The sequence below is a fragment of the Streptosporangium sp. NPDC002524 genome (assembly GCF_040295985.1).
Taxonomy (GTDB): Bacteria; Actinomycetota; Actinomycetes; order Streptosporangiales; family Streptosporangiaceae; genus Streptosporangium.
Genome location: NZ_JBEOWK010000014.1, coordinates 128,870 through 147,843 on the forward strand (window position 1 = coordinate 128,870; position 18,974 = coordinate 147,843).

Genomic DNA, 18,974 nt, shown 5'->3' on the forward strand with positions numbered 1-18,974 from the left:
CCTCCATCATCCCTCCCGGCCGTTCTCGCCGAGGGCCACGACACGCTTCGCCTCCTCGATCGCGAACTCGAATCCGGCGTCGGGGTCGCGCAGCAGCCGTTCCGTGGCGATCGCGTGCGCGCGTACGGGAGGGTCGGGGTGCGTCGCCGCGGCGCGCAGGGCCGGCACGATCACCTCACCGAGCGCGATCAGCGCCCGGCTGAGGCTCAGCTGCGTCTCGCGCCCGCCGCGCCCGAGCTGTGCCGACAAAACCTCGGCCAGCTCGTGCTCCTCCCCTTCGGGTACGAGCACGACCGCCGCCCGCCAGGCGCTCCGCGCCACCTCGTCGTCGGCGTCGGTCAGGAGCGCCCGCGTGATCGCCGGCCACGCCCGCCGATCCCCGATCTTGGACAGCGTGTGCAGCGCCTGGCTTCGTGCCTGCGCGCGCTCCGAGCGGACCTCGTCGACGAGCCTCGGGACCGTGAGCGACGCCGGGTGGCGGGTGAGCGCCCACGTGAGCATGTCGCGTACGTAGAAGTCGGGTTCGATCGCGCATCGTTCGACGAGCTTGTCGACGAACTGCGGGTCAGGGGTCGTGCCGACCGCCAGCGCCGCCCGCAGCCGCACCGACGAGCGGCCGTCCTCCAGCCCCTGGAAAGATCGCACCGTGTCCGTGTCCGTGTCCGTGTCCGGTTCCCGCATGGTCACCGGGACCACCTCCTTGTTCTCGGCCCCAGTGAAGACCTTGTCACCGTGTCAAGGTCAAGCCGGATCACGCCGCGAGCTCACCGGGCGCCGGGATCCGGGGCCCGTCGGCGCCGCGTCGCGGCCGAGCGGGCGTGGCGCGTCCGCCGCCGTTGCAACCGAGGCACAAGTGGATCACCAGTGGGCCCTGTGAACCTCGGTGAGGTAAGCGAAACGCGTCGTAGGAGACACACATATGAGGAAGAAGGCGCTATCCGTCGCGGCGGCCGCCCTGATGGCCGTGACCGTGGCGGCTCCCGCGCCGGCGTCCGCCGCCGTCGTGACGATCGAGGTCGAGCGCGCCTACGCCGAGATGGTGCGGGAGTGGATCGACCCGTTCACCTGCCCGACGAACACGGTGCTCACCGGCCGCTCGCACTACGGTGACGAGACCGCGCCCACCACCTACTACTGCAGCTTCATCCTCGTCGACGGCGAGCAGGCCCAGGTGTACCTCGGCGACTGGACCTCCCGTCAGAAGGAGAGCAGGTCCGACTACAGCGCCCCCGACAACCAGGCGGTCACCGGCAGGTGGCACGAGGGCGACGAGAACGGCTACACGAGATACCGCACCGCGAGCGTCTACTGGCGGGGCCAGCGGGTGCTGCTGGCCAACGGGGACATCAGCGGTGGGTACCGGGAGAGCAACCACACCTGGCACGCGGAGGAGAACAGGGTCATGACCGGCCGCCTGCACAGGGGCGACGAGAACGGCACGACCAACTACCGGTTCGCCACCGTGACCCTCGCGGGCTGACCGCGCCGACCGCCACCGGCCTCGACGTGGCGGTGATCCGCTGACCGTCGCGCCGGGCGGCGCGACCGGCCGGCCCGATCGTTCCCGACGTGGTTCCCGTCTTCCGGCACCCCGGGAACGGCCGGCGGGACGCTCTCCGAGCTCCGCCGCCTCGCGCGTGATCGCACTTCGAAAGGAACCGAAGACGATGAGAACGTACGGCAAGGCCCTGTCCGTCGTGGCCGCGGCCACCGCCCTGGTGGCCACGGCCACGGTCTCTCCCGCCTCGGCGGCGACGATCAAGATGGAGCGCATCTACACCGAGACCGTGTCGGAGTCGATGGGCATCCAGTTCACCTGCCCGCCGAACCAGGTGCTCACCGGCCGCTCGCACTACGGCGACGAGAACAAGCCGACCACGTACCACTGCAGCCGGATCCTGATCAACGGCGAGCAGGTCCAGGTGCACGCCGGAGACTGGACCTCCCCCCAGAGGGAGAGCAGGTCCGACTACAGCGCCCCCGACAACCAGGTGGTCGTCGGCAGGTGGCACCATGACGACGAGAACGGCGACACGAGATACCGCAGCGCCGCGCTGTACTGGCAGGGACGGCAGGTATGGCTGACCGACGGCAACACCAGCGGTGAGTACAAGGAGAGCGGTCACAGCTGGCTGGCGGCGCCCGGGAAGGTCATGACCGGCCGTGTCCACCACGGGGACGAGAACGGCAAGACCTGGTACCGGTTCGCCACCGTGTCGTTCGAGGGCTGATCTCCCGCGCCACCCCGGCCGGTCGTCCGAGCCCCGGTGCGGCCGGGCTCGGACGGGCACCCGGGAGGGGTGCGGAGGCCGCCGGGCTCGGACCGTGGCGCTCAGCGCTGTTCGGCGTGTTCCTGGAGGTGCTGTCCGGCGCGGTCCGGGAGATGGTCGAGGTGGTCGAGGTCGCCGCGCTCGCCGCGCTCGCCGTGGTCCGGTGCCGGGGCGGCCGGGGCGGGTGTCTCTCGCTGGATCGGCAGGCGGAGGGCGAACCGCGCGCCTCGCGGGGTGTCCTCGACGAGCAGGGTCCCGTTGTGGGCCTGGGCGATGTCGCGGGAGATGGCCAGGCCGAGCCCGCTGCCCCCGGGCTCGCGGCGCCGCCCGTCGTCCAGGCGGACGAAGCGTTCGAAGACCCGTTCGCGGTCCTGGGGCGCGATGCCGTCCCCGTCGTCGGTCACCGTGACGACGGCCTGGCCGTCCGCGTGCCCGGCGGTGACCTCGACCACGGTTCCGGCGTGCCGCCGGGCGTTGGCCAGGAGGTTGTTCAGGACCCGGATCAGCTGGATCCGGTTGCCCCGGACGTGCACGTCGCGGTCGACGTGGACGCGTACCGGCACGCCCCCCGCCTGGGCCGCCGCCTCCTGGGCGACCAGGGCGCCGAGGTCGATCGGCTCGTGCGCCGCCGGGGTGCCCGAGCGGAGGCGGGCCAGCACCAGCAGGTCGTCGACGATCGCCTCCAGCCGCTCGGTGATCGACAGCGCTTCCCGGATGGTCTCGTGGGGGTCGACGTCGGCGGGGTAGAGCACCGCCTCCTCCAGCCGGGTACGCAGGCCGGTGAGCGGGGTCCTGAGCTCGTGGGAGGTGGTGGCGGAGAACCGGCGTTGCAGCTTCACCGCCTCCTCCAGCCGGGCCAGGGTCTGGTTCACGGTGCAGACGAGCAGCGCGTGCTCGTTGCAGCCGGGTGGCTGGGGCACGCGCTGGCTCAGGTCGCTCACCGTGATGTGGGACAGGTGCTCGCGGATCACCTCCACCGGGCGCATGTTCCGGCCCGCCGCCCACCAGTTCACCCACGCCGCGAGGACCACCCCCAGCAGGACCCCGGCGGCGGTGAGGAGCTGCAGGCGGTGACCGGCCAGGATGGGCGGTCGCGTCATCCCGGCGTAGACGAAAAGGGGCTCGTCCGGCCGGAGCCCGGGGGTTTCCGGCTGGGGGACCCTGAAGGCGGCCAGCATGACGCACTCGCCCCCGCCGGAGCACTCCGTGCGACTCTGGATCCGGTCGTCGGCGGGGGGTCTCACCGTGCTCAGGGCCGGTCTTCCCTCCGCCGCGGCGCTCGCCGTCACCACCCGGCCGCGGGAGTCGACGAGCTGGAGGAGGTCGATGTCCGTCCTCGGAACCGGTCGCGGCGTGCTGCCGGGCTGGAGGGAGGCGCCCCAGTTGACGGCGGCCCGCTCCGCCTCGTCGAAGATCTGGGCCTGGAGCCGGTTGACGACCAGGAAGTCGATGCCGGCGCCCATCACGGTGAGGAAGACCAGGGCCAGGCCGGTCACGCCCAGCGTGGTGCGTGCGCGAAGCGAGTGGGGACGAAACGGTCCACATCTGCCTCCCACGGCGGCCCTCCCTTGCGTGCCGAAGTCCAGGCGAGAGTCCTTGAGGAAGCCGAGACCGGGTCATCGTCAAAGGTAGCCGTCTAATAGGACATATTGGTACAAAAGGTACGCATCTATACTGAAAGCGGACCGTCGCATTACCGCTCCCACACACGGCCCTCCGCCGCGCGGCCTCGTCGGCGGTACGGCCCTGGCCCGTGGTCTTCCCGGGAACGGCGGGTCAGGCGCGTCCGGTGTGGCCCAGGCGGTGGCTGATGTCCAGGGCTCCGGCGATCATGACCGGTGCCAGCTCGTGCAGCCGCTCCTCGCCGAAGCGGTAGGCCGGGCCGGACGCGCTCACCGCGGCGACGATCTCGCCGTCGTGGGAGCGAACGGGGGCCGCGACGGCGTTCAGGCCGATCTCGTACTCCTCGACGGTGACGGCGTAGCCCCGCTCGCGGGCCTGGAGGAGCTGCTTCTCCAGCGCGTCGGCCGAGGTGATCGTGTTCGGGGTGTACGGCTCCAGGCCGCCCGCCGCGACCAGCCGGGCCCGGTGCAGGTCGTCGAGGTGGGCGAGCAGGACCTTGCCGCTGGAGGTGGCGTGCAGCGGGGTGAGCTCTCCGACCCAGTTGTGCGTGGTGACCGCCGCCGGGCCGCGTACCTGGTCCAGGTTGACCGCGTAGTGGGAACGGAGCACGGCGATGTTGACCGTCTCGCCGATCTCCTCGGCGAGGCGGCGGCAGACGGGGCGGCTCTGCTGGGTGAGGTCGAGCCGGGAGGCGACCCCGCCCGCGAGGCGGATGATCCCGAAGCTGAGGCGGTACTTCCCCCGCTCCTCGGCCTGCTCGACCAGGCCGCGCGACTCCAGCGCGCCCAGCAGCCGGAACGCCGTCGACTTGTGGACCGATATCTCCTGGGCTATCTCGCTCACCCCGGCCTCGCGCCGCTCGGAGAGGATCTCCAGGATGGTGATGGCCCGGTCGACGGACTGGACTCCGCCACTGCTGTCGGCGGTACGGCCGCCGAGGGGATCGTTGCCCATAGCGGGACTGTAGGCGCTGAGGGCAACGAATGCCATTTCGGCCGACGATCGCCGTTGCGAATGGTGCAGCTTATTGCGCTATTCGCTACAATTTTCGCCATTACCTCCTGCTGAACGAGGCGAGGCAGACATGTACGACTTCGTCATCGTCGGGGGCGGCTCGGCGGGATGCGCGCTCGCGAACCGGCTGTCCGCCGACCCCGCCAACCGGGTGCTGGTGCTGGAGGCGGGCCGGCCGGACTACCCGTGGGACGTCTTCATCCACATGCCCGCCGCGCTGCCCTTCCCCATCGGGAGCCGCTTCTACGACTGGAAGTACGAGTCCGAGCCCGAGCCGCACATGAACGGCCGCCGGATCTACCACGCCAGGGGCAAGGTGCTGGGCGGCTCCAGCAGCATCAACGGGATGATCTTCCAGCGCGGCAACCCGATGGACTACGAGCGCTGGGGCGCCGACGAGGGCATGAAGACGTGGGACTTCGCCCACTGCCTGCCGTACTTCAGGCGCATGGAGAACTGCCTGGCCGCCGACCCCGCCGACTCCTGGCGCGGCCGGGGCGGGCCCCTGGTGCTGGAGCGCGGGCCGGTGCGCAACCCGCTGTTCGGCGCCTTCTTCGAGGCGGTGCAGCAGGCCGGGTACCCGCTGACCGACGACGTCAACGGCTACCGCCAGGAGGGCTTCGCCCGCTTCGACCGCAACATCAGCAGGGGCCGCCGCCTGTCGGCCGCCCGCGCCTACCTGCACCCGGTCATGAACCGCCCCAACCTGGAGGTCAGGACGCGGGCGCACGTCACCGGCGTCCTCTTCGAGGGCGACCGCGCCGTCGGCGTCGAGTACGACGGCCGGACGGTCCACGCGGGCGAGGTGATCCTGTGCGGCGGCGCGATCAACACCCCGCAGCTGCTCCAGCTCTCCGGGGTGGGCAACGCCGCCGAGCTGGACGCCCTCGGCGTCGACGTCGTGCACGACCTGCCGGGCGTCGGCGAGAACCTCCAGGACCACCTGGAGGTCTACATCCAGTACGGCTGCAGGCGGCCGGTGTCGGTGCAGCCCGCGATGAAGTGGCGCAACCGGCCGCTGGTCGGCGCGCGGTGGCTGTTCCTGCGCAGCGGCCCCGGCGCGACCAACCACTTCGAGGCGGGCGGCTTCACCCGGAGCAACGACGACGTCGACTACCCCAACCTGATGTTCCACTTCCTGCCCATCGCGGTCCGCTACGACGGCTCCGCCCCGGCGGGCGGGCACGGCTACCAGGTGCACATCGGGCCGATGTACTCCGACTCGCGCGGCTCGGTGAAGATCACGAGCACCGACCCCCGGGTCCACCCGGCGCTGCGCTTCAACTACCTGTCCACCGCCCAGGACCGGCGCGAGTGGGTGGAGGCCGTCCGGGTCGCCCGCGACATCCTGAACCAGCCCGCGATGGACGCGTTCAACGCGGGGGAGCTGTCACCGGGCCCCGGGGTCGAGACCGACGAGGAGATCCTCGACTGGGTGGCCAGGGACGGCGAGACCGCGCTGCACCCGTCGTGCACCGCGCGGATGGGCGTCGACCCCATGTCCGTGGTCGACCCGCTCTCCATGCGGGTCCACGGCCTCGACGGGCTGCGCGTGGTGGACGCCTCGGTGATGCCGTACGTGACCAACGGCAACATCTACGCGCCGGTCATGATGGTCGCGGAGAAGGCGGCCGACCTCATCCTCGGCAACACCCCGCTCGCCGCCGACCACGCGGAGTTCTACCGGCACCGCGACGGCTCCCCTCACTGACCGCGCCGCGCGTCCCCCGAGCGCGCCGCCGCGCGCAGCAGGGCCAGCAGGTGGCGTACGGGTTCCGTGGCGGGCCGTACGGAGCCGAGCGGGGGGAGGTCGGCCGGCCGGAGGGTGGACGGGGGGCATTCGGCCAGGGTGGCGACGGCTCCGGCCGCCGGGTCGCGTACGACGTGGACCGCGCTCTCCGTGGCCAGCGCGTGCCGGGAGCCGTCGGCGGCGCTCCACAGTCCGACGCCGATCGAGTCGGACAGCTCGCGCGGTCCCGTGACGTCGGCCAGGGTGTCCGCGTCGAGGTAGCGGACCGCGCCGCCCGTACCGGAGCCGGGAATCCCGTCCAGGAGCATGATCTCGTGGCGCTGCGGGATCAGGATCGGGCTGTGCCCCCTCCGCCGAGGGCGCAGGCCGGCGCTTCGCACCCGTTCCAGGGTCGCGCCGGTCGCCTGCCAGACCTCCAGGCGCCCGTCACCCGCCGCGGCGAGGCGGTCCGGCGACAGGAAGCACAGTTCGCGAAGGTGCTCCTGTTCCGGTGAGCGGGCCAGGACGTGGCAGGGCGGCCTGACGATGCGCAGCGTACGGCCGTCCACGGCGAGCAGGCCGGAGGCCGGGTCGGCGGCCAGGTGCGACGGCAGGATGTCCACCCCGTGCTCGCCCCGGACCAGGTCCTCCTCCAGGACGACCTGTCCGACGCGCTCGCCCTCGCCGGTGTAGTAGGTCAGGTGGCAGTCGGCGGGCTCCAGGTCGCGGCCGAGCCGGGGGTAGTGCCGGGCCAGCACCGCGAAGCGCTCGTGGTCCAGCCAGGCCAGCCCCGCGATCAGGGAGAACTCCTCGGGCTGCAGCATCGTCGCGCCCGCGGCGTCGTTGCGTACGAGGCCGAGGAAGGGGTTCGGCGGGATCCAGTCCATGCTGAGGACGGACGCGCCCGTGTTCAGCATCACCCCGGAGGCGGCGTCCCCCGTCCGGTGGGCGACCCGGCGTCCGTCGTGGAGGTCGAACACCTGGAATTCGTGGCGGGGAGCGGAGGCCCAGCCCCTCAGGCGGACCGCCAGCCACCGGCCGTCCGGGGACAGCGAGCCGGTGACGATCCAGCCGTCGACGGGGATCTCCAGCAGGGGGTCGGCGGTCAGGGTGGCGTGCGCCTCCTCCACGGTCCCGGGCGGGGTCGCGGCGAGCAGGTCGAACAGGGGGCGTTCCGGGCCGTCCGGCCGCCACCGTTCGTCGAACAGCGGCAGGACGCGGTCCGCCTCGACCAGGGGGAACCGCTCCCGGACCAGGTTCCACAGGTCCGCCCAGCGCCGCTCCCGGGCCAGCCCCGCCGCCGCGTCCCGCCGATCGCCCCGATCGGTTCCGGTCATGTGCCCCTCCTGGTCTCGCGATCAGGCTAGGGACGCGGGCGGGCGCGAGGCGTCCGCCGGGCGGGGGATTCCGGGGGCCGGGTACGGGGTGCAGAATGGCGCGGCGGTCCCGTGTCCGGCCGGGCGCGAGAGCCGGGCTCGTGCGCAACCCGCCTAAAGTTGTGTCATGAGCAACGAGCTGGAGAGAGATGGCGCTGCGGTGCAGTCCGTCGACCGCGCGCTGTCCGTCCTGCGGCTGCTCGCCCGGCACGGCGACCTGGGCGTCAGCGAGATCGCCGCGGAGCTGGGGGTCCACCGCTCCACGGCGTTCCGCCTCGTCATGACGCTGGAGCTGCACGAGCTCGTCGAGCAGACCGCCGACCGGGGGAAGTACCGCCTGGGGGTGGGGATCGTCCGGCTCGCGGGCGCCGCGACCGTGCGGCTCGACGTCGTCCGCGAGAGCCGCGCCACCGGCGAGCGGCTCGCGGCGGCGGTCGGCGAGACCGTCAACGTGGCGATCCTCGACCGCGACGAGGCCCTGTACGTCGACCAGATGGCGGGCCCCTCGGCCCTGCAGGCCCACAACTGGGCGGGCCGGCGGGTGGCGCTGCACGCGACGTCCAACGGCAAGGTGCTGCTCGCCCACGCCCCGAGGGAGCGGTTCGAGCGGCTGGCCGCCGGGCCGCTGCGCCCCTTCACCGACCTGACCGTCACCGACGCCGGGCTGCTGCGCGAGGAGCTCGACACCGTCAGGAGGCGCGGGTACGCCACCGCCGCCGACGAGCTGGAGATCGGCCTGACCGCGGTGGCGGCGCCGATCTTCAACGTCGAGGGCGCGGTCGTCGCCTCGATGAGCGTGTCCGGGCCGACCTTCCGGCTCCCCGCCGAGCGGCTCCCCGCGGTGGCCGAGCAGGTGATGGCCGCGGCGGGCGAGGTCTCCTCACGATTGGGCTGGCACGCTAATGAGGACGGCAAAGCCTTGACTGCGTGAACGAAAAGGGTTGATTCTGTTCCTCGTTAAGCATTCCGGTGCGTGATACGCAACGGATCATGCGATAACCGAAGGGCGGGCCCGTTCGTGTCAGATCTCTACCTCGGTGGCACCTGGAGGGATCCCGTCGCGGGCGGCCACCGTGAGATCCGCTCACCGGCCGACGGCACCCTCGTGGCGACCGTGTCGGAGGCCACCCGGGCCGACACCGAGATCGCGATCGCCGAGGCCCGCGCGGCGTTCGACGAGGGCACCTGGGCCTCCACCCCCGAGCGCGAGCGCGGCGCGCTGCTGCTGAGGGTGGCCGACCTGCTCGAACGGGACGTCAAGGACGTCGCCAGGGCCGAGTCGCTCGACACCGGCAAGCGGCTCGCCGAGAGCGAGTACGACGTCGCCGACGTGGTGGCCTGCCTGCGCTACTTCGGCGGCGTCGCCGGGACCGACGCGGGCCGCGTGGTCGACACCGGCCGCGACGACGCGATCAGCCGCGTCGTCCACGAACCGGTCGGGGTGTGCGGCCTCATCACCCCGTGGAACTACCCGCTGCTGCAGGCCTCCTGGAAGGTCGCCCCCGCGCTGGTCGCGGGGAACACCTTCGTCCTCAAGCCCAGCGAGCTCACCCCGTCCACCGCGATCCTGTTCATGCGCCTGCTGGAGGAGGCCGGGCTGCCCCCGGGCGTCGGCAACCTCGTCCTCGGGGCGGGCGCCGAGGTCGGGGCCCCGCTGGCCGAGCACCCCGGCGTGGACATGGTGTCGTTCACCGGCGGCCTGGCGACCGGCCGTACGATCATGGCGTCGGCGGCGGCCACGGTGAAGCGGGTCGCGCTGGAGCTCGGCGGCAAGAACCCCAACATCGTCTTCGCCGACGCCGACGTCGAGACCGCCCTCGACCTCGCCCTCACCGCCGTCTTCCTCCATTCCGGGCAGGTCTGCTCGGCCGGGGCCCGCCTGCTGGTCGAGGACTCCCTGCACGACACCTTCGTCGACGAGCTCGCACGCCGCGCCGCCCGCATCCGTCTCGGCGGCCCCTTCGACCCCGAGGCCGAGACCGGCCCGCTCATCTCCGCCGCGCACCTGGCCAGGGTCGAGGCGTACGTCGCGTCCGGCGTCGCGGAGGGCGCGGTGCTGCGCTGCGGCGGGGAGAGACTCCCCGGCGAGGGCCACTTCTACCCGCCGACCGTCCTCGACGAGTGCCACCGGGGCATGCGGGTGGTCCGCGAGGAGTCCTTCGGGCCCGTCCTCACCGTCGAGCGCTTCGGCGACGAGGACGAGGCGGTCCGCCTCGGCAACGACACCGACTACGGCCTCGCCGGAGCGGTGTGGACGCGGGACGCGGGCAAGGCCCAGCGGGTCGCCGGGCGGCTCCGGCACGGCACCGTCTGGATCAACGACTACCACCCGTACGTCCCCCAGGCGGAGTGGGGCGGTTTCAAGCAGTCGGGCATCGGCCGCGAGCTGGGCCCGGCGGGCCTGGCCGAGTACCGGGAGACCAAGCACGTGTGGCAGAACATCCGCCCCCGCCCGCAGCGGTGGTTCCGCAGCTGAAGGACGCCCCCCGTCCCCAGACGACCCGTGAGGTGGTCATGACCATGACATCACCGACCCACCAGGCGCGGCCCGGAGCCGCCGCGCGGAACGAGGACCGGGCCGTCCTCGATGTGCGGGGTCTCTGGAAGGTCTTCGGCCCGCGCCCCGGCCGGGTCGTCGGGACCCCGCTCGCGGAGCTCTCACGGAGCGAGCTGAGGGCGAGAACGGGCTGCGTGACCGCCGTGCGCGACGTCTCCTTCACCGTGCGGCCCCAGGAGGTCTTCGTCGTCATGGGCCTGTCCGGCTCCGGCAAGTCCACCCTCGTACGCTGCCTCACGCGGCTCGTCGAGCCGACGGCCGGAGAGGTGCTGTTCGACGGCGAGGACATCCGCAAGGCGGGCGACAGGCAGCTGCGCGAGCTGCGACGGCACCGCTTCGCCATGGTCTTCCAGAACTTCGGGCTGCTGCCGCACCGGCGGGTCCTGGACAACGTGGCGTACGGGCTGGAGATCCGCGGCACGCGGAAGGAGGCCCGCTACGAGCGGGCCAGGGAGATGGTCGAGCTCGTCGGCCTCTCCGGTTCGGAGGACTCCTACCCCGACCAGCTGTCCGGCGGCATGCAGCAGCGCGTCGGGCTGGCCAGGGCCCTCGCGGTCGACCCCGACGTGCTCTTCTTCGACGAGCCGTTCTCCGCGCTCGACCCGCTGATCAGGCGGGACATGCAGAACGAGGTCATCCGCCTGCACCGCGAGGTCGGCAAGACGATGATCTTCATCACGCACGACCTGAGCGAGGCGCTCAAGCTCGGCGACCGCATCCTCATCATGCGCGACGGCGAGCTCGTCCAGATGGGCACGCCGGACGAGGTCGTCGGGGCACCGGTGGACGACTACGTGCGCGAGTTCGTCAGCGACGTGCCCCGCTCGAACGTGCTCACCACCCGCTGGATCATGCGCCCGCCCCGGCCCGACGAACCGCTGGACGGCCCCGAGGTCGGGCCGGACGTCGTCGTACGCGACGTCGTGCACACGGTCCTGCGCGCGACGCGCCCGGTCAAGGTCGTGGAGGGGGGTGAGCTGCTGGGGGTCGTGACGGCGGAGGAGGTCCTCGGCGTGCTCGCCGAGCCGTCTCCGAAGGAGGCCTCCGGAAAGCCCGGTGAGCCGGTCGAGCCTGTTGGGCCGTCTCCGGCCGTGACCTCCAGAAAGTCCGGTGAGCCCGGAAAGCCCGACGAGCCCGGTGAGCCCGGCGGTTCCGGCAAGCCTGGTGCGCCCGGAACGTCCAGGTCAGCGGGGGAGGGGTGATGGCCACCCAGGCCACCCCGGCCGGTGGCCTGCGGCGCCTGCCCGCGTGGCCCCGCCGCTACCTGCTCGCCGCCGTCGTCGCGGCATGGGTGCTGATCTGGGTGTTCGTCCAGGGCCGCGACACCCTCCAGCTCGGCGGCGCGGAACTGACCCCGCTGCACGTGAGCGTCAACGAGGCCAGTGAGGTCATCGACAACAGCAGGAACGAGAACCCGTTCTTCCTGTACTTCGTCAACTACATCCGGCTCTTCCTCGACGAGTCCGTCACGTTCGTCCAGGCGCTGATCAGCCAGCCGTCCTTCGGGCGGCCGTTGCCGGTCGTCGGCTGGCTGGGCGTGGTCGCCGTCGCCACGGCGGTCGCGCTGCTGTGGGGCAACCTGCGGGTCGCACTGCTGACCGCGATCGGCTTCGCCTCCTTCGGCCTGCTGGGCCTGTGGGAGGAGAGCATGGACACCCTCGCCCTCACCCTGGCCGCCGTCGCGCTCTCGCTGCTGATCGGCATCCCGATCGGCGTCTGGGCCGGGGTGAACGACCGGTTCGACCGCCTGGTCACCCCGCTGCTCGACTTCATGCAGACGATGCCGACGTTCGTCTACCTCGCGCCGCTCACCCTGTTCTTCCTCATCGGCCCCGCGAGCGCCACCGTGGCGACCGTCATCTACGCCGTCCCGCCCGCGATCCGCATCACCGCGCACGGCATCCGCGAGGTGCGGCCCGCGACCCTGGAGGCGAGCACCTCCCTCGGCGCGACCGCCTGGCAGTCGCTGCGGAAGGTACGGCTCCCGCTGGCCAAGCGGACCATCGTCGTCGGCGTCAACCAGACCATCATGGCCGCGCTGTGCATGGTCACCATCGCCGCGCTGATCGACGCCCCCGGCCTGGGCAAGACCGTCGTCAAGGCACTGGAGACCCTCGACGTCGGCAGCGCCTTCAACGCGGGCCTGGCCATCGTCGTGATGGCCATCGTGCTCGACCGGGTCACCTCCGCCGCCGGGCGCCGCGTCGAGGACCGGCACCGGGCCGGACGCTCGCGCGGACCCGGCCGCCGCCGCGCGGAGATCGGCGCGGTCCTCGCGGTCACCGGCGTGCTGGTCTACCTCTCCCACGTCTACGTGTGGGCCGCGGAGTTCCCGAGCGAGGCGAACCTGGGGCGCCACGTCCGCCAGGGGGTCGACGCGGCCACCCTGTGGGCGCAGGACAACCTCGCGGTCTACACCGGCGCGTTCAGGAACGCCGTCTCGTACGGCCTGCTCAACCCGTTCGAGGCGCTGCTCACCGGCTCGCCGTGGTGGCTGGTCGGCGCGGTGCTCGTCGCGTTCGCCGCGATCCTGGCGAACGTCAGGATCGTGCTCGTCACCGCGGTATGCGTCGCCCTGCTCGTCGCGCTCGGCCTGTGGCAGGACAGCATGGTGACGCTGGCCTCGACGCTGGTGGCGACCGTCCTGGTGATGGTCCTCGGGGTGGTGCTCGGCGTCTGGATGGGGCGCAGCGACCGCGTCGACCAACTGGTGCGGCCCGTCCTCGACGCCGGGCAGACCATGCCGCCGTTCGTCTACCTGGTGCCGATCCTCGGGCTGTTCGGCGCCACCCGGATCACCGCGATCATCGCCGCGGTCGTCTACGCGGCCCCGGTGGCGGTGAAGCTCACCGCGGACGGCATCCGCGGCGTGGCGCCGAGCGCGGTGGAGGCCGCCACGGCCGCGGGTTCCAGCACCTGGCAGCTCATCACCAAGGTGCAGCTGCCGATGGCGCGCAGCGCGCTCACCCTCGCCGCGAGCCAGGGGCTCATCTACGTGCTCGCCATGGTCGTCGTCGGCGGCCTGGTCGGCGCGGGCGCGCTCGGCTACGACGTGGTGGCCGGATTCTCCCAGCTGCAACTGCGGGGCAAGGGGCTCGCCGCGGGCGTGGCGATCGTCGTACTCGGGATCATGCTGGAGCGCATCACCCGGACGGCGGCGCGGCGGGCCGACGCCGAGACGCATGGCGCCCACTGAGCGACAGACCCGGCGGAACCGAATACAGCACACGACATCCAACACAGGAGGACCTGGTGACAGTTTCGAGGATCGGGCGACCGCGGGCGGTGGCGCTCCTGGTCGCGGCCGGCCTCCTCGTCTCCGCGTGCGGCGGGGCGAAGGTCGGCGAGAGCGGGAGCGGGGCCGCCCCGGCGGCCTCCGGCGCGGACGGGAAGAAGGACTGCGGCGCGGTCAACATCGCCATCAACCCGTGGGTCGGGTACGAGGCGACCGCGGCGGTCATCGCCCACGTGGCCGAGAAGGACCTCGGCTGCTCGGTCACCAAGAAGGACCTCAAGGAGGAGGTCGCCTGGCAGGGCTTCGCCACCGGCGAGGTCGACGCCATCGTGGAGAACTGGGCCCACGACGACCTGAAGAAGAAGTACATCGATGACCAGAAGGTCGCCGTCTCGGCGGGCTCGACGGGCAACAAGGGCGTCATCGGCTGGTACGTGCCGCCATGGATGGCCGAGAAGTACCCCGACATCACCGACTGGAAGAACCTCAACAAGTACGCCGACCTGTTCAAGACCTCCGAGTCGGGGGACAAGGGGCAGCTGCTCGACGGCGACCCGTCCTTCGTCACCAACGACGCGGCCCTGGTGAAGAACCTGAAACTGGACTACAAGGTCGTCTACGCGGGCAGCGAGGCGGCGCTCATCACCGGCTTCCGGCAGGCGGAGAAGCAGAAGACCCCGATGCTCGGCTACTTCTACGAGCCGCAGTGGTTCCTGTCGGAGGTGAAGCTCGTCAAGATCAAGCTGCCCGAGTACACCGAGGGCTGCGACGCCGACGCCGAGAAGGTGGCCTGCGACTACCCGCTCTACGACCTCGACAAGATCGTGAGCAAGAAGTTCGCCGACTCCGGCAGCCCGGCGTACGACCTGGTCAAGAACTTCACCTGGACGAACGAGGACCAGAACCTCGTGGCCAAGTACATCTCCGAGGACAAGATGACCGCCGAGGAGGCCGCCGAGAAGTGGGTCGGCGACAACCCGGACAAGGTGAAGGCCTGGCTTCCCACCTCCTGAGCGCGCTCGCCTTACAAGCGAGATGTCACTGGTTCGAACCTAGTAGTGCCCACCAGCCAAAACGCCCCGTTCCTGATCTTCGGAACGGGGCGTGAGCGACTAACTCCCGAAGACGTCATTCATGGCCTTCACGCCCTGCATGAGCACCGGCCGGACTTACTTTCGATATAGGTCTCCGTGACCACCGTGTTCCGACGGTCGATCAGCCGTGAGATGTCCTCGATCGGGACGCCGGAGTCCGACAGCAGCGAGACGAAGCTGTGCCGCATCTCGCGAGAAGTCCAGTCGGTGCCACGGACTCCTGCCTTCTCAATGATCTTCCGTACGTCACGACGCACGTTGCCTGCGCTCATCGGGGTGCCCTTCGACGTACAGAACACGAGGCCCGCTTCCGCCCCCACCTTCCCCTGTTCTTTCAGGAGCGTCCGCAGCGCGTTCGCGCACCGCCGGGGGAGCTTGAGGGAACGGCGCGACCTGACGATCTTGGTGTCCCCCTTCTGGCGCACGGATCGCCATCGTAGATCGCGAACTGCTCGTTCTCCCAGCCGTATGGGTGTCTACCGCTAGGCCTATTGGCAGCACACCAAGACCTGAGCCCGCATCCATCTGTGCTCCTACCTCCTGGCTGACCAGGTCGCCACGATCACCGGCGAAGGCAGAGGCATGGAGATCGACTCTGAGATCGAACCCGAGGACTACTACGCCCACCTGGAGCGCACCCACGGGCCACTGCGCTGGATGACCTTGGTCCACACACTCAGATGCCCTATGGAGAGACCTACGAAGACCTCAACATGGAGCCCATCGGCACGCCCTTGTTGCTGGTCCGCCGACTGATGCTCAGCAAGGACGGTCGCCCGCTGGAGTTCACCGAGATCGAAGCCCCCGGCGATCGCTTCGAAGCCGCGGCAGGCAGCGAACATGACCAGGCCGGATCAGACGGACAGGTCTCACTCAGGGTGTAGCGGGCTCAGACTTTCTCTACTGGTTTTTTAAAGGCGATCCGCCTACGGCGTCTCGCCGCGCGTCGGGCGGTCGCTGGCCGCGCTGCGGCTCTCCGGCCGGTCGCGGCCAGTGCCGCCCACACGCGGAACATGACGCGGTCGTGTACCAGAAAACTGCAGAGCAGTTTCTACCAGGATAAAACCGATGGCGCACAACGACCGGAAACGTCTGTTCGGTGCTGGTGTGGAGTGGGAAGTGTAGGAGCTCGCGAGCTTCGTGGGCGTATGAGATGGGACTGTGCTAGAAATCCTGTGCCAGACAAGGCTCAGTTGGTTAGCATACATTATATGGGAAGCATAAATTTGGCTAGCAACCAGAACCCAAGCTGTGATTCTGTCCCCAGCAGTCTCAGGCAGCTGTTTCCGGGATATTTTCCTCCCGGCGAGAAAGGGCTCGAACTATTCATAAAAGAAGGGCTTGTTGTTTTTGACACCAATGCACTATTCGACATCTATAGATTCAGTCTTCGGGCGCGCTCAGAGTTTACGTCGGCACTCAAGTTGCTTGATGGAAGATTATGGATACCGAACCGTGTTGGTCAAGAGATTCTGGATCTTAGGCTTGGGATAATTAAAGAGTGTGCCGAGGCGAATGAAGTTTTTGAGAGCGAGCTTCGAAAAACATTCGATATCGTCTTGCAGCAAATTCGTAATTTTGGCAGCCGGCGTGGCCTGACAAAGCAGCAGATATCCTCGCTTGAGGATGCAGTGAACAGCGCATTTCGAAACGTCTCCACGCAAGCAGATAGCTTTTTCGACTTTGACCTTAATGTAGACGATTCCATTAGAGAAGACGAGATTCTTGCTGATCTTGAGGAGATCCTTGATGGGAAAGTAGGGAAACCTCTCGACAACATGAAAGTGGAAGAGGTTGAAGGAGCTCGCCGTATCGCCGAAAAAATACCCCCTGGGTATGCTGATCACAAGAAGGACTCCCAAAAGGCGGTAGGGGACTATATTTTGTGGCGGCAACTCTTGATTGAGGCGGCAAGCCGCGCTAAGCCTGTGCTGCTTGTTACGAACGATCAGAAGCCAGACTGGGTTCGGGAGGTCTTGGGTAGAAAAGTTGGACCGCGGCCGGAGCTAGTGGAAGAGATGCTGCAGGTAGCAGGGGTGCCCTTCCATCTAACAACTGTTAAATCTTTTTTGCTTCTTGCAAAGAAACATCTAGGTGCGGAAGTCAGTGCAACCACGGTAACGCAAGCCCAGCAATTTAGTGACATGGAACTCGGGAAAAATCGGGAATACTCGTATCTCTTAGACATTCAAGCAGCCCTTGTTGCTGCAGGATGGAAGGTTTACCAGGAACTAGATGTTTTTCCGGACCTGACTGTTGAAACAGATTCCGGCCAGATTGATCTAGCTGTCAAGGCTTATGGCGATTCTCCTATACCTTCCGATGTTGTCAATCGGCTTATGTCCTATGCAGAACGCAGCTCTCGGGATAAAATTGTGCTGATCTCCCAAAGTCGGCTAACTCGTCAAGCTTATAAGAACCTTGTGGACCGCGAAAGCATTGGTTTCATTCACTGGAATCCAAGTGATGGCGGTGAGGCTCTATGTAGGCAATTGACTGAGGCTTTCAATCGCCTCAGCTCAAAGAAAGATTAACCGATTTATCATACTTGGCATATGGTCGCTCCACATGTATTTGTGGTGCGCCTACTGGCTGCCACGGGACTTCCGTTCCTCGGGCCTCGTGGCCCTGCGGTACGGGTCCCCTTGCCATCGGATGTTTTCGGCCAGGCGCCAGCTGGGGTGCTGAGTACAGCAGCCGTGACAGCAGTGCGGCCTTGCGTGATCACATATGGTCGATTGTCAACTACTGTTTGAACGCGGGCGCGGGACACTCTGCATCGTGACTGGCGTTCGTTTGCAATCAGATAGTCATGCTGCGCGTAGAGTTCGGCTCTGAGAACTTGGTGCCCTGATTTGTTATCTGTTGATTTGCTCCTCCTGGGGCGTGGGGGCATGGCCCCCTCTAAATCCCATACCGCTACGCCCGTCTTACCGGGCTCTTCCGGATAGCAACGCCGTCCAGATTGCCCGAGCTTCGCCGATCGGCCAGGTGGAGGTCTCGTGGACCTGATGGCCGTCATTGAGTTGGAGGGTTCGCCGGACGAACGCTCGGCCACCGCCCTCGCAGAGTTCATAGACCGTGGCACGGCACCAGCAGGTCCAGGCCACCGAGCGTGCTCGTTCAAGCGTCGGGTACGGCTCTCGCCAATCCAGGCGGAGGTGATCTCGCTGCGGCATCACCACATGCGGGCTCAGGCACTCTTCGAGCAGAATCACGACGTGCGCTCCGCGACGCCCTTGGACCAGTTGGAAGCCCTGCGGAGTTCTTCGTACCGTTGAGCGACGCAGTGGGCGACGGTGATCGGGTTGCCCACACCGTAGACCCTGTACAAGCGGCGGCCCGTCTTCGCTAAGGTCTTTCCCGTCCACCAGCGGTAGGCAAGCCCGTCTGTCCAGACCACGAGATTGGTCCAGACGGAGAGCAGGGCGACGCCGTGGCCCTGGTGGACGTCGGCCGCGACGCCGCAGTGTTCGAGGCCGATCCGTAGGCGCTCGGCAGCCAGGGCGGCCGGGCATTGTTGGGCCAGGTCTTTTCTGTCGAGGGTGCTCATGGCTCCAGCTCTTCCTGGTCGCGGAGCTGCTGAGCGAGTTCGGCAACGTCGTCGGCGTCGATTGTCCGATAGAGGCCGCGATTCACCTCTTCGTCGGTAAGGTGTCGGCCGTTCCGGGTGGCCCACAAGCGACCCGCAGAACTACGCCAAATACACCATCCGGGAAAAGCCGCCTGGAGGTCTTCCAGAATTACGGGGGTTGACATGGAGTAAGCGTCATTCCATTTGAGTGACGAACCCACCGCGTTCCAGAGACGTCCAGGACGTTTCAAAGTTAGAGTCGAAAACGTCCCTGACGTCCTCACTTCACGAGGTGCACCGTGGCCAACGTTCCCCTACGTCGCGCCATGCTCGATGTGAAGCTGAGCAGCCAGAATCTGGCGGATCGCTGCGAGGTGGACGTTAAGACGGTGGAACGCTGGTTACAGGATGAGGCACGAGTTCCGCACCTCCGGCATCAGTTGGCCGCCGCCGAGGCATTAGGAGTTGATACGTCCGTGTTGTGGCCAGAAGCTATCCGTAA

The 18,974-nt window shown here is 68.6% G+C and carries 16 protein-coding genes; 10 read left to right on the plus strand and 6 right to left on the minus strand.

Annotated features, from left to right (window positions below; all coding sequences use genetic code 11):
• Positions 1-6 precede the first annotated feature (6 nt).
• Complete coding sequence (locus tag ABT053_RS24290) at positions 7-681, minus strand: HEAT repeat domain-containing protein (RefSeq protein WP_502991850.1); 675 nt, start codon at positions 679-681, stop codon at positions 7-9.
• Between the two features lie 238 nt (positions 682-919).
• Here ABT053_RS24290 and ABT053_RS24295 point away from each other — a divergent pair, with 238 nt between their 5' ends.
• Both ABT053_RS24295 and ABT053_RS24300 read left to right on the plus strand, forming a co-directional pair.
• Complete coding sequence (locus ABT053_RS24295; protein WP_350971567.1) at positions 920-1,480, plus strand: hypothetical protein; 561 nt, start codon at positions 920-922, stop codon at positions 1,478-1,480.
• A gap of 187 nt (positions 1,481-1,667) precedes the next feature.
• Positions 1,668-2,231 carry a hypothetical protein gene (locus ABT053_RS24300; RefSeq protein WP_350971569.1) on the plus strand — a complete coding sequence of 188 codons (564 nt, stop codon included), beginning with the start codon at positions 1,668-1,670 and terminating at the stop codon, positions 2,229-2,231.
• 101 nt (positions 2,232-2,332) lie between these two features.
• Here ABT053_RS24300 and ABT053_RS24305 read toward each other — a convergent pair whose 3' ends face one another.
• Together ABT053_RS24305 and ABT053_RS24310 are read right to left on the minus strand one after the other, a co-directional pair.
• Entirely contained in the window at positions 2,333-3,766 is a 1,434-nt protein-coding gene (locus ABT053_RS24305) for a sensor histidine kinase (protein ID WP_350971571.1), read from the minus strand.
• A gap of 280 nt (positions 3,767-4,046) precedes the next feature.
• The gene (locus tag ABT053_RS24310; RefSeq protein ID WP_350971573.1) at positions 4,047-4,847 is read right to left on the minus strand and encodes an IclR family transcriptional regulator; all 801 of its coding nucleotides are present in this window, start codon (positions 4,845-4,847) and stop codon (positions 4,047-4,049) included.
• A 130-nt stretch (positions 4,848-4,977) separates the two neighbouring features.
• On the opposite strand from ABT053_RS24310, the gene betA reads away from it, so the two are divergent.
• The gene (betA, locus tag ABT053_RS24315; protein ID WP_350971575.1) at positions 4,978-6,618 is read left to right on the plus strand and encodes a choline dehydrogenase; all 1,641 of its coding nucleotides are present in this window, start codon (positions 4,978-4,980) and stop codon (positions 6,616-6,618) included.
• Here betA and ABT053_RS24320 read toward each other — a convergent pair.
• Positions 6,612-7,973: a hypothetical protein gene (locus ABT053_RS24320; RefSeq protein ID WP_350971577.1), complete on the minus strand. Its 1,362-nt coding sequence runs from the start codon at positions 7,971-7,973 to the stop codon at positions 6,612-6,614. The two genes, betA and ABT053_RS24320, sit on opposite strands and share 7 nt — an antisense overlap.
• 166 nt (positions 7,974-8,139) lie before the next feature.
• Between ABT053_RS24320 and ABT053_RS24325 the strand changes: the two genes are divergently transcribed.
• The 5 genes from ABT053_RS24325 (at position 8,140) to ABT053_RS24345 (ending at position 14,817) form a co-directional block, all read left to right on the plus strand.
• Positions 8,140-8,943 (plus strand): IclR family transcriptional regulator, encoded by an 804-nt coding sequence (locus tag ABT053_RS24325; RefSeq protein WP_350971579.1) that lies wholly within the window; start codon positions 8,140-8,142, stop codon positions 8,941-8,943.
• An 87-nt stretch (positions 8,944-9,030) separates the two neighbouring features.
• Positions 9,031-10,488: an aldehyde dehydrogenase family protein gene (locus ABT053_RS24330; protein WP_350971581.1), complete on the plus strand. Its 1,458-nt coding sequence runs from the start codon at positions 9,031-9,033 to the stop codon at positions 10,486-10,488.
• Positions 10,489-10,526: 38 nt separating this feature from the next.
• Entirely contained in the window at positions 10,527-11,771 is a 1,245-nt protein-coding gene (locus ABT053_RS24335; RefSeq protein ID WP_502991844.1) for a betaine/proline/choline family ABC transporter ATP-binding protein, read from the plus strand.
• A complete protein-coding gene (locus tag ABT053_RS24340) occupies positions 11,771-13,765 on the plus strand; it encodes an ABC transporter permease (protein ID WP_350971585.1) in 1,995 nt (664 codons plus the stop codon). Before ABT053_RS24335 ends, ABT053_RS24340 begins: the two co-directional genes overlap by 1 nt.
• Before the next feature lie 56 nt (positions 13,766-13,821).
• Positions 13,822-14,817: an ABC transporter substrate-binding protein gene (locus ABT053_RS24345; protein WP_350971587.1), complete on the plus strand. Its 996-nt coding sequence runs from the start codon at positions 13,822-13,824 to the stop codon at positions 14,815-14,817.
• A gap of 128 nt (positions 14,818-14,945) precedes the next feature.
• Here ABT053_RS24345 and ABT053_RS24350 read toward each other — a convergent pair whose 3' ends face one another.
• Positions 14,946-15,323, minus strand: a complete 378-nt coding sequence (locus ABT053_RS24350) for a tyrosine-type recombinase/integrase (RefSeq protein WP_350971589.1) — start codon at positions 15,321-15,323, stop codon at positions 14,946-14,948.
• Between the two features lie 255 nt (positions 15,324-15,578).
• Here ABT053_RS24350 and ABT053_RS24355 point away from each other — a divergent pair, with 255 nt between their 5' ends.
• Positions 15,579-15,782 carry a UTRA domain-containing protein gene (locus ABT053_RS24355; RefSeq protein WP_350971591.1) on the plus strand — a complete coding sequence of 68 codons (204 nt, stop codon included), beginning with the start codon at positions 15,579-15,581 and terminating at the stop codon, positions 15,780-15,782.
• A gap of 327 nt (positions 15,783-16,109) precedes the next feature.
• Positions 16,110-17,432 carry a PIN-like domain-containing protein gene (locus tag ABT053_RS24360; protein WP_350971592.1) on the plus strand — a complete coding sequence of 441 codons (1,323 nt, stop codon included), beginning with the start codon at positions 16,110-16,112 and terminating at the stop codon, positions 17,430-17,432.
• Between the two features lie 680 nt (positions 17,433-18,112).
• On the opposite strand, the gene ABT053_RS24365 is transcribed toward ABT053_RS24360, so the two are convergent.
• A complete protein-coding gene (locus tag ABT053_RS24365; RefSeq protein ID WP_350971594.1) occupies positions 18,113-18,451 on the minus strand; it encodes a hypothetical protein in 339 nt (112 codons plus the stop codon).
• Between the last annotated feature and the right edge of the window lie 523 nt (positions 18,452-18,974).

What these genes read in the sequence shown, in the direction of transcription:
- ABT053_RS24290 (WP_502991850.1), bottom strand. Translation starts at nt 681, where the DNA reads ATGCGGGAACCGGACACGGACACGGACACGGACACGGTGCGATCTTTC.
- ABT053_RS24300 (WP_350971569.1), top strand. Translation starts at nt 1,668, where the DNA reads ATGAGAACGTACGGCAAGGCCCTGTCCGTCGTGGCCGCGGCCACCGCC.
- ABT053_RS24325 (WP_350971579.1), top strand. Translation starts at nt 8,140, where the DNA reads ATGAGCAACGAGCTGGAGAGAGATGGCGCTGCGGTGCAGTCCGTCGAC.
- betA (WP_350971575.1), top strand. Translation starts at nt 4,978, where the DNA reads ATGTACGACTTCGTCATCGTCGGGGGCGGCTCGGCGGGATGCGCGCTC.
- ABT053_RS24355 (WP_350971591.1), top strand. Translation starts at nt 15,579, where the DNA reads ATGCCCTATGGAGAGACCTACGAAGACCTCAACATGGAGCCCATCGGC.
- ABT053_RS24295 (WP_350971567.1), top strand. Translation starts at nt 920, where the DNA reads ATGAGGAAGAAGGCGCTATCCGTCGCGGCGGCCGCCCTGATGGCCGTG.
- ABT053_RS24360 (WP_350971592.1), top strand. Translation starts at nt 16,110, where the DNA reads ATGGGAAGCATAAATTTGGCTAGCAACCAGAACCCAAGCTGTGATTCT.
- ABT053_RS24340 (WP_350971585.1), top strand. Translation starts at nt 11,771, where the DNA reads ATGGCCACCCAGGCCACCCCGGCCGGTGGCCTGCGGCGCCTGCCCGCG.
- ABT053_RS24335 (WP_502991844.1), top strand. Translation starts at nt 10,527, where the DNA reads ATGACCATGACATCACCGACCCACCAGGCGCGGCCCGGAGCCGCCGCG.
- ABT053_RS24365 (WP_350971594.1), bottom strand. Translation starts at nt 18,451, where the DNA reads ATGAGCACCCTCGACAGAAAAGACCTGGCCCAACAATGCCCGGCCGCC.
- ABT053_RS24310 (WP_350971573.1), bottom strand. Translation starts at nt 4,847, where the DNA reads ATGGGCAACGATCCCCTCGGCGGCCGTACCGCCGACAGCAGTGGCGGA.
- ABT053_RS24320 (WP_350971577.1), bottom strand. Translation starts at nt 7,973, where the DNA reads ATGACCGGAACCGATCGGGGCGATCGGCGGGACGCGGCGGCGGGGCTG.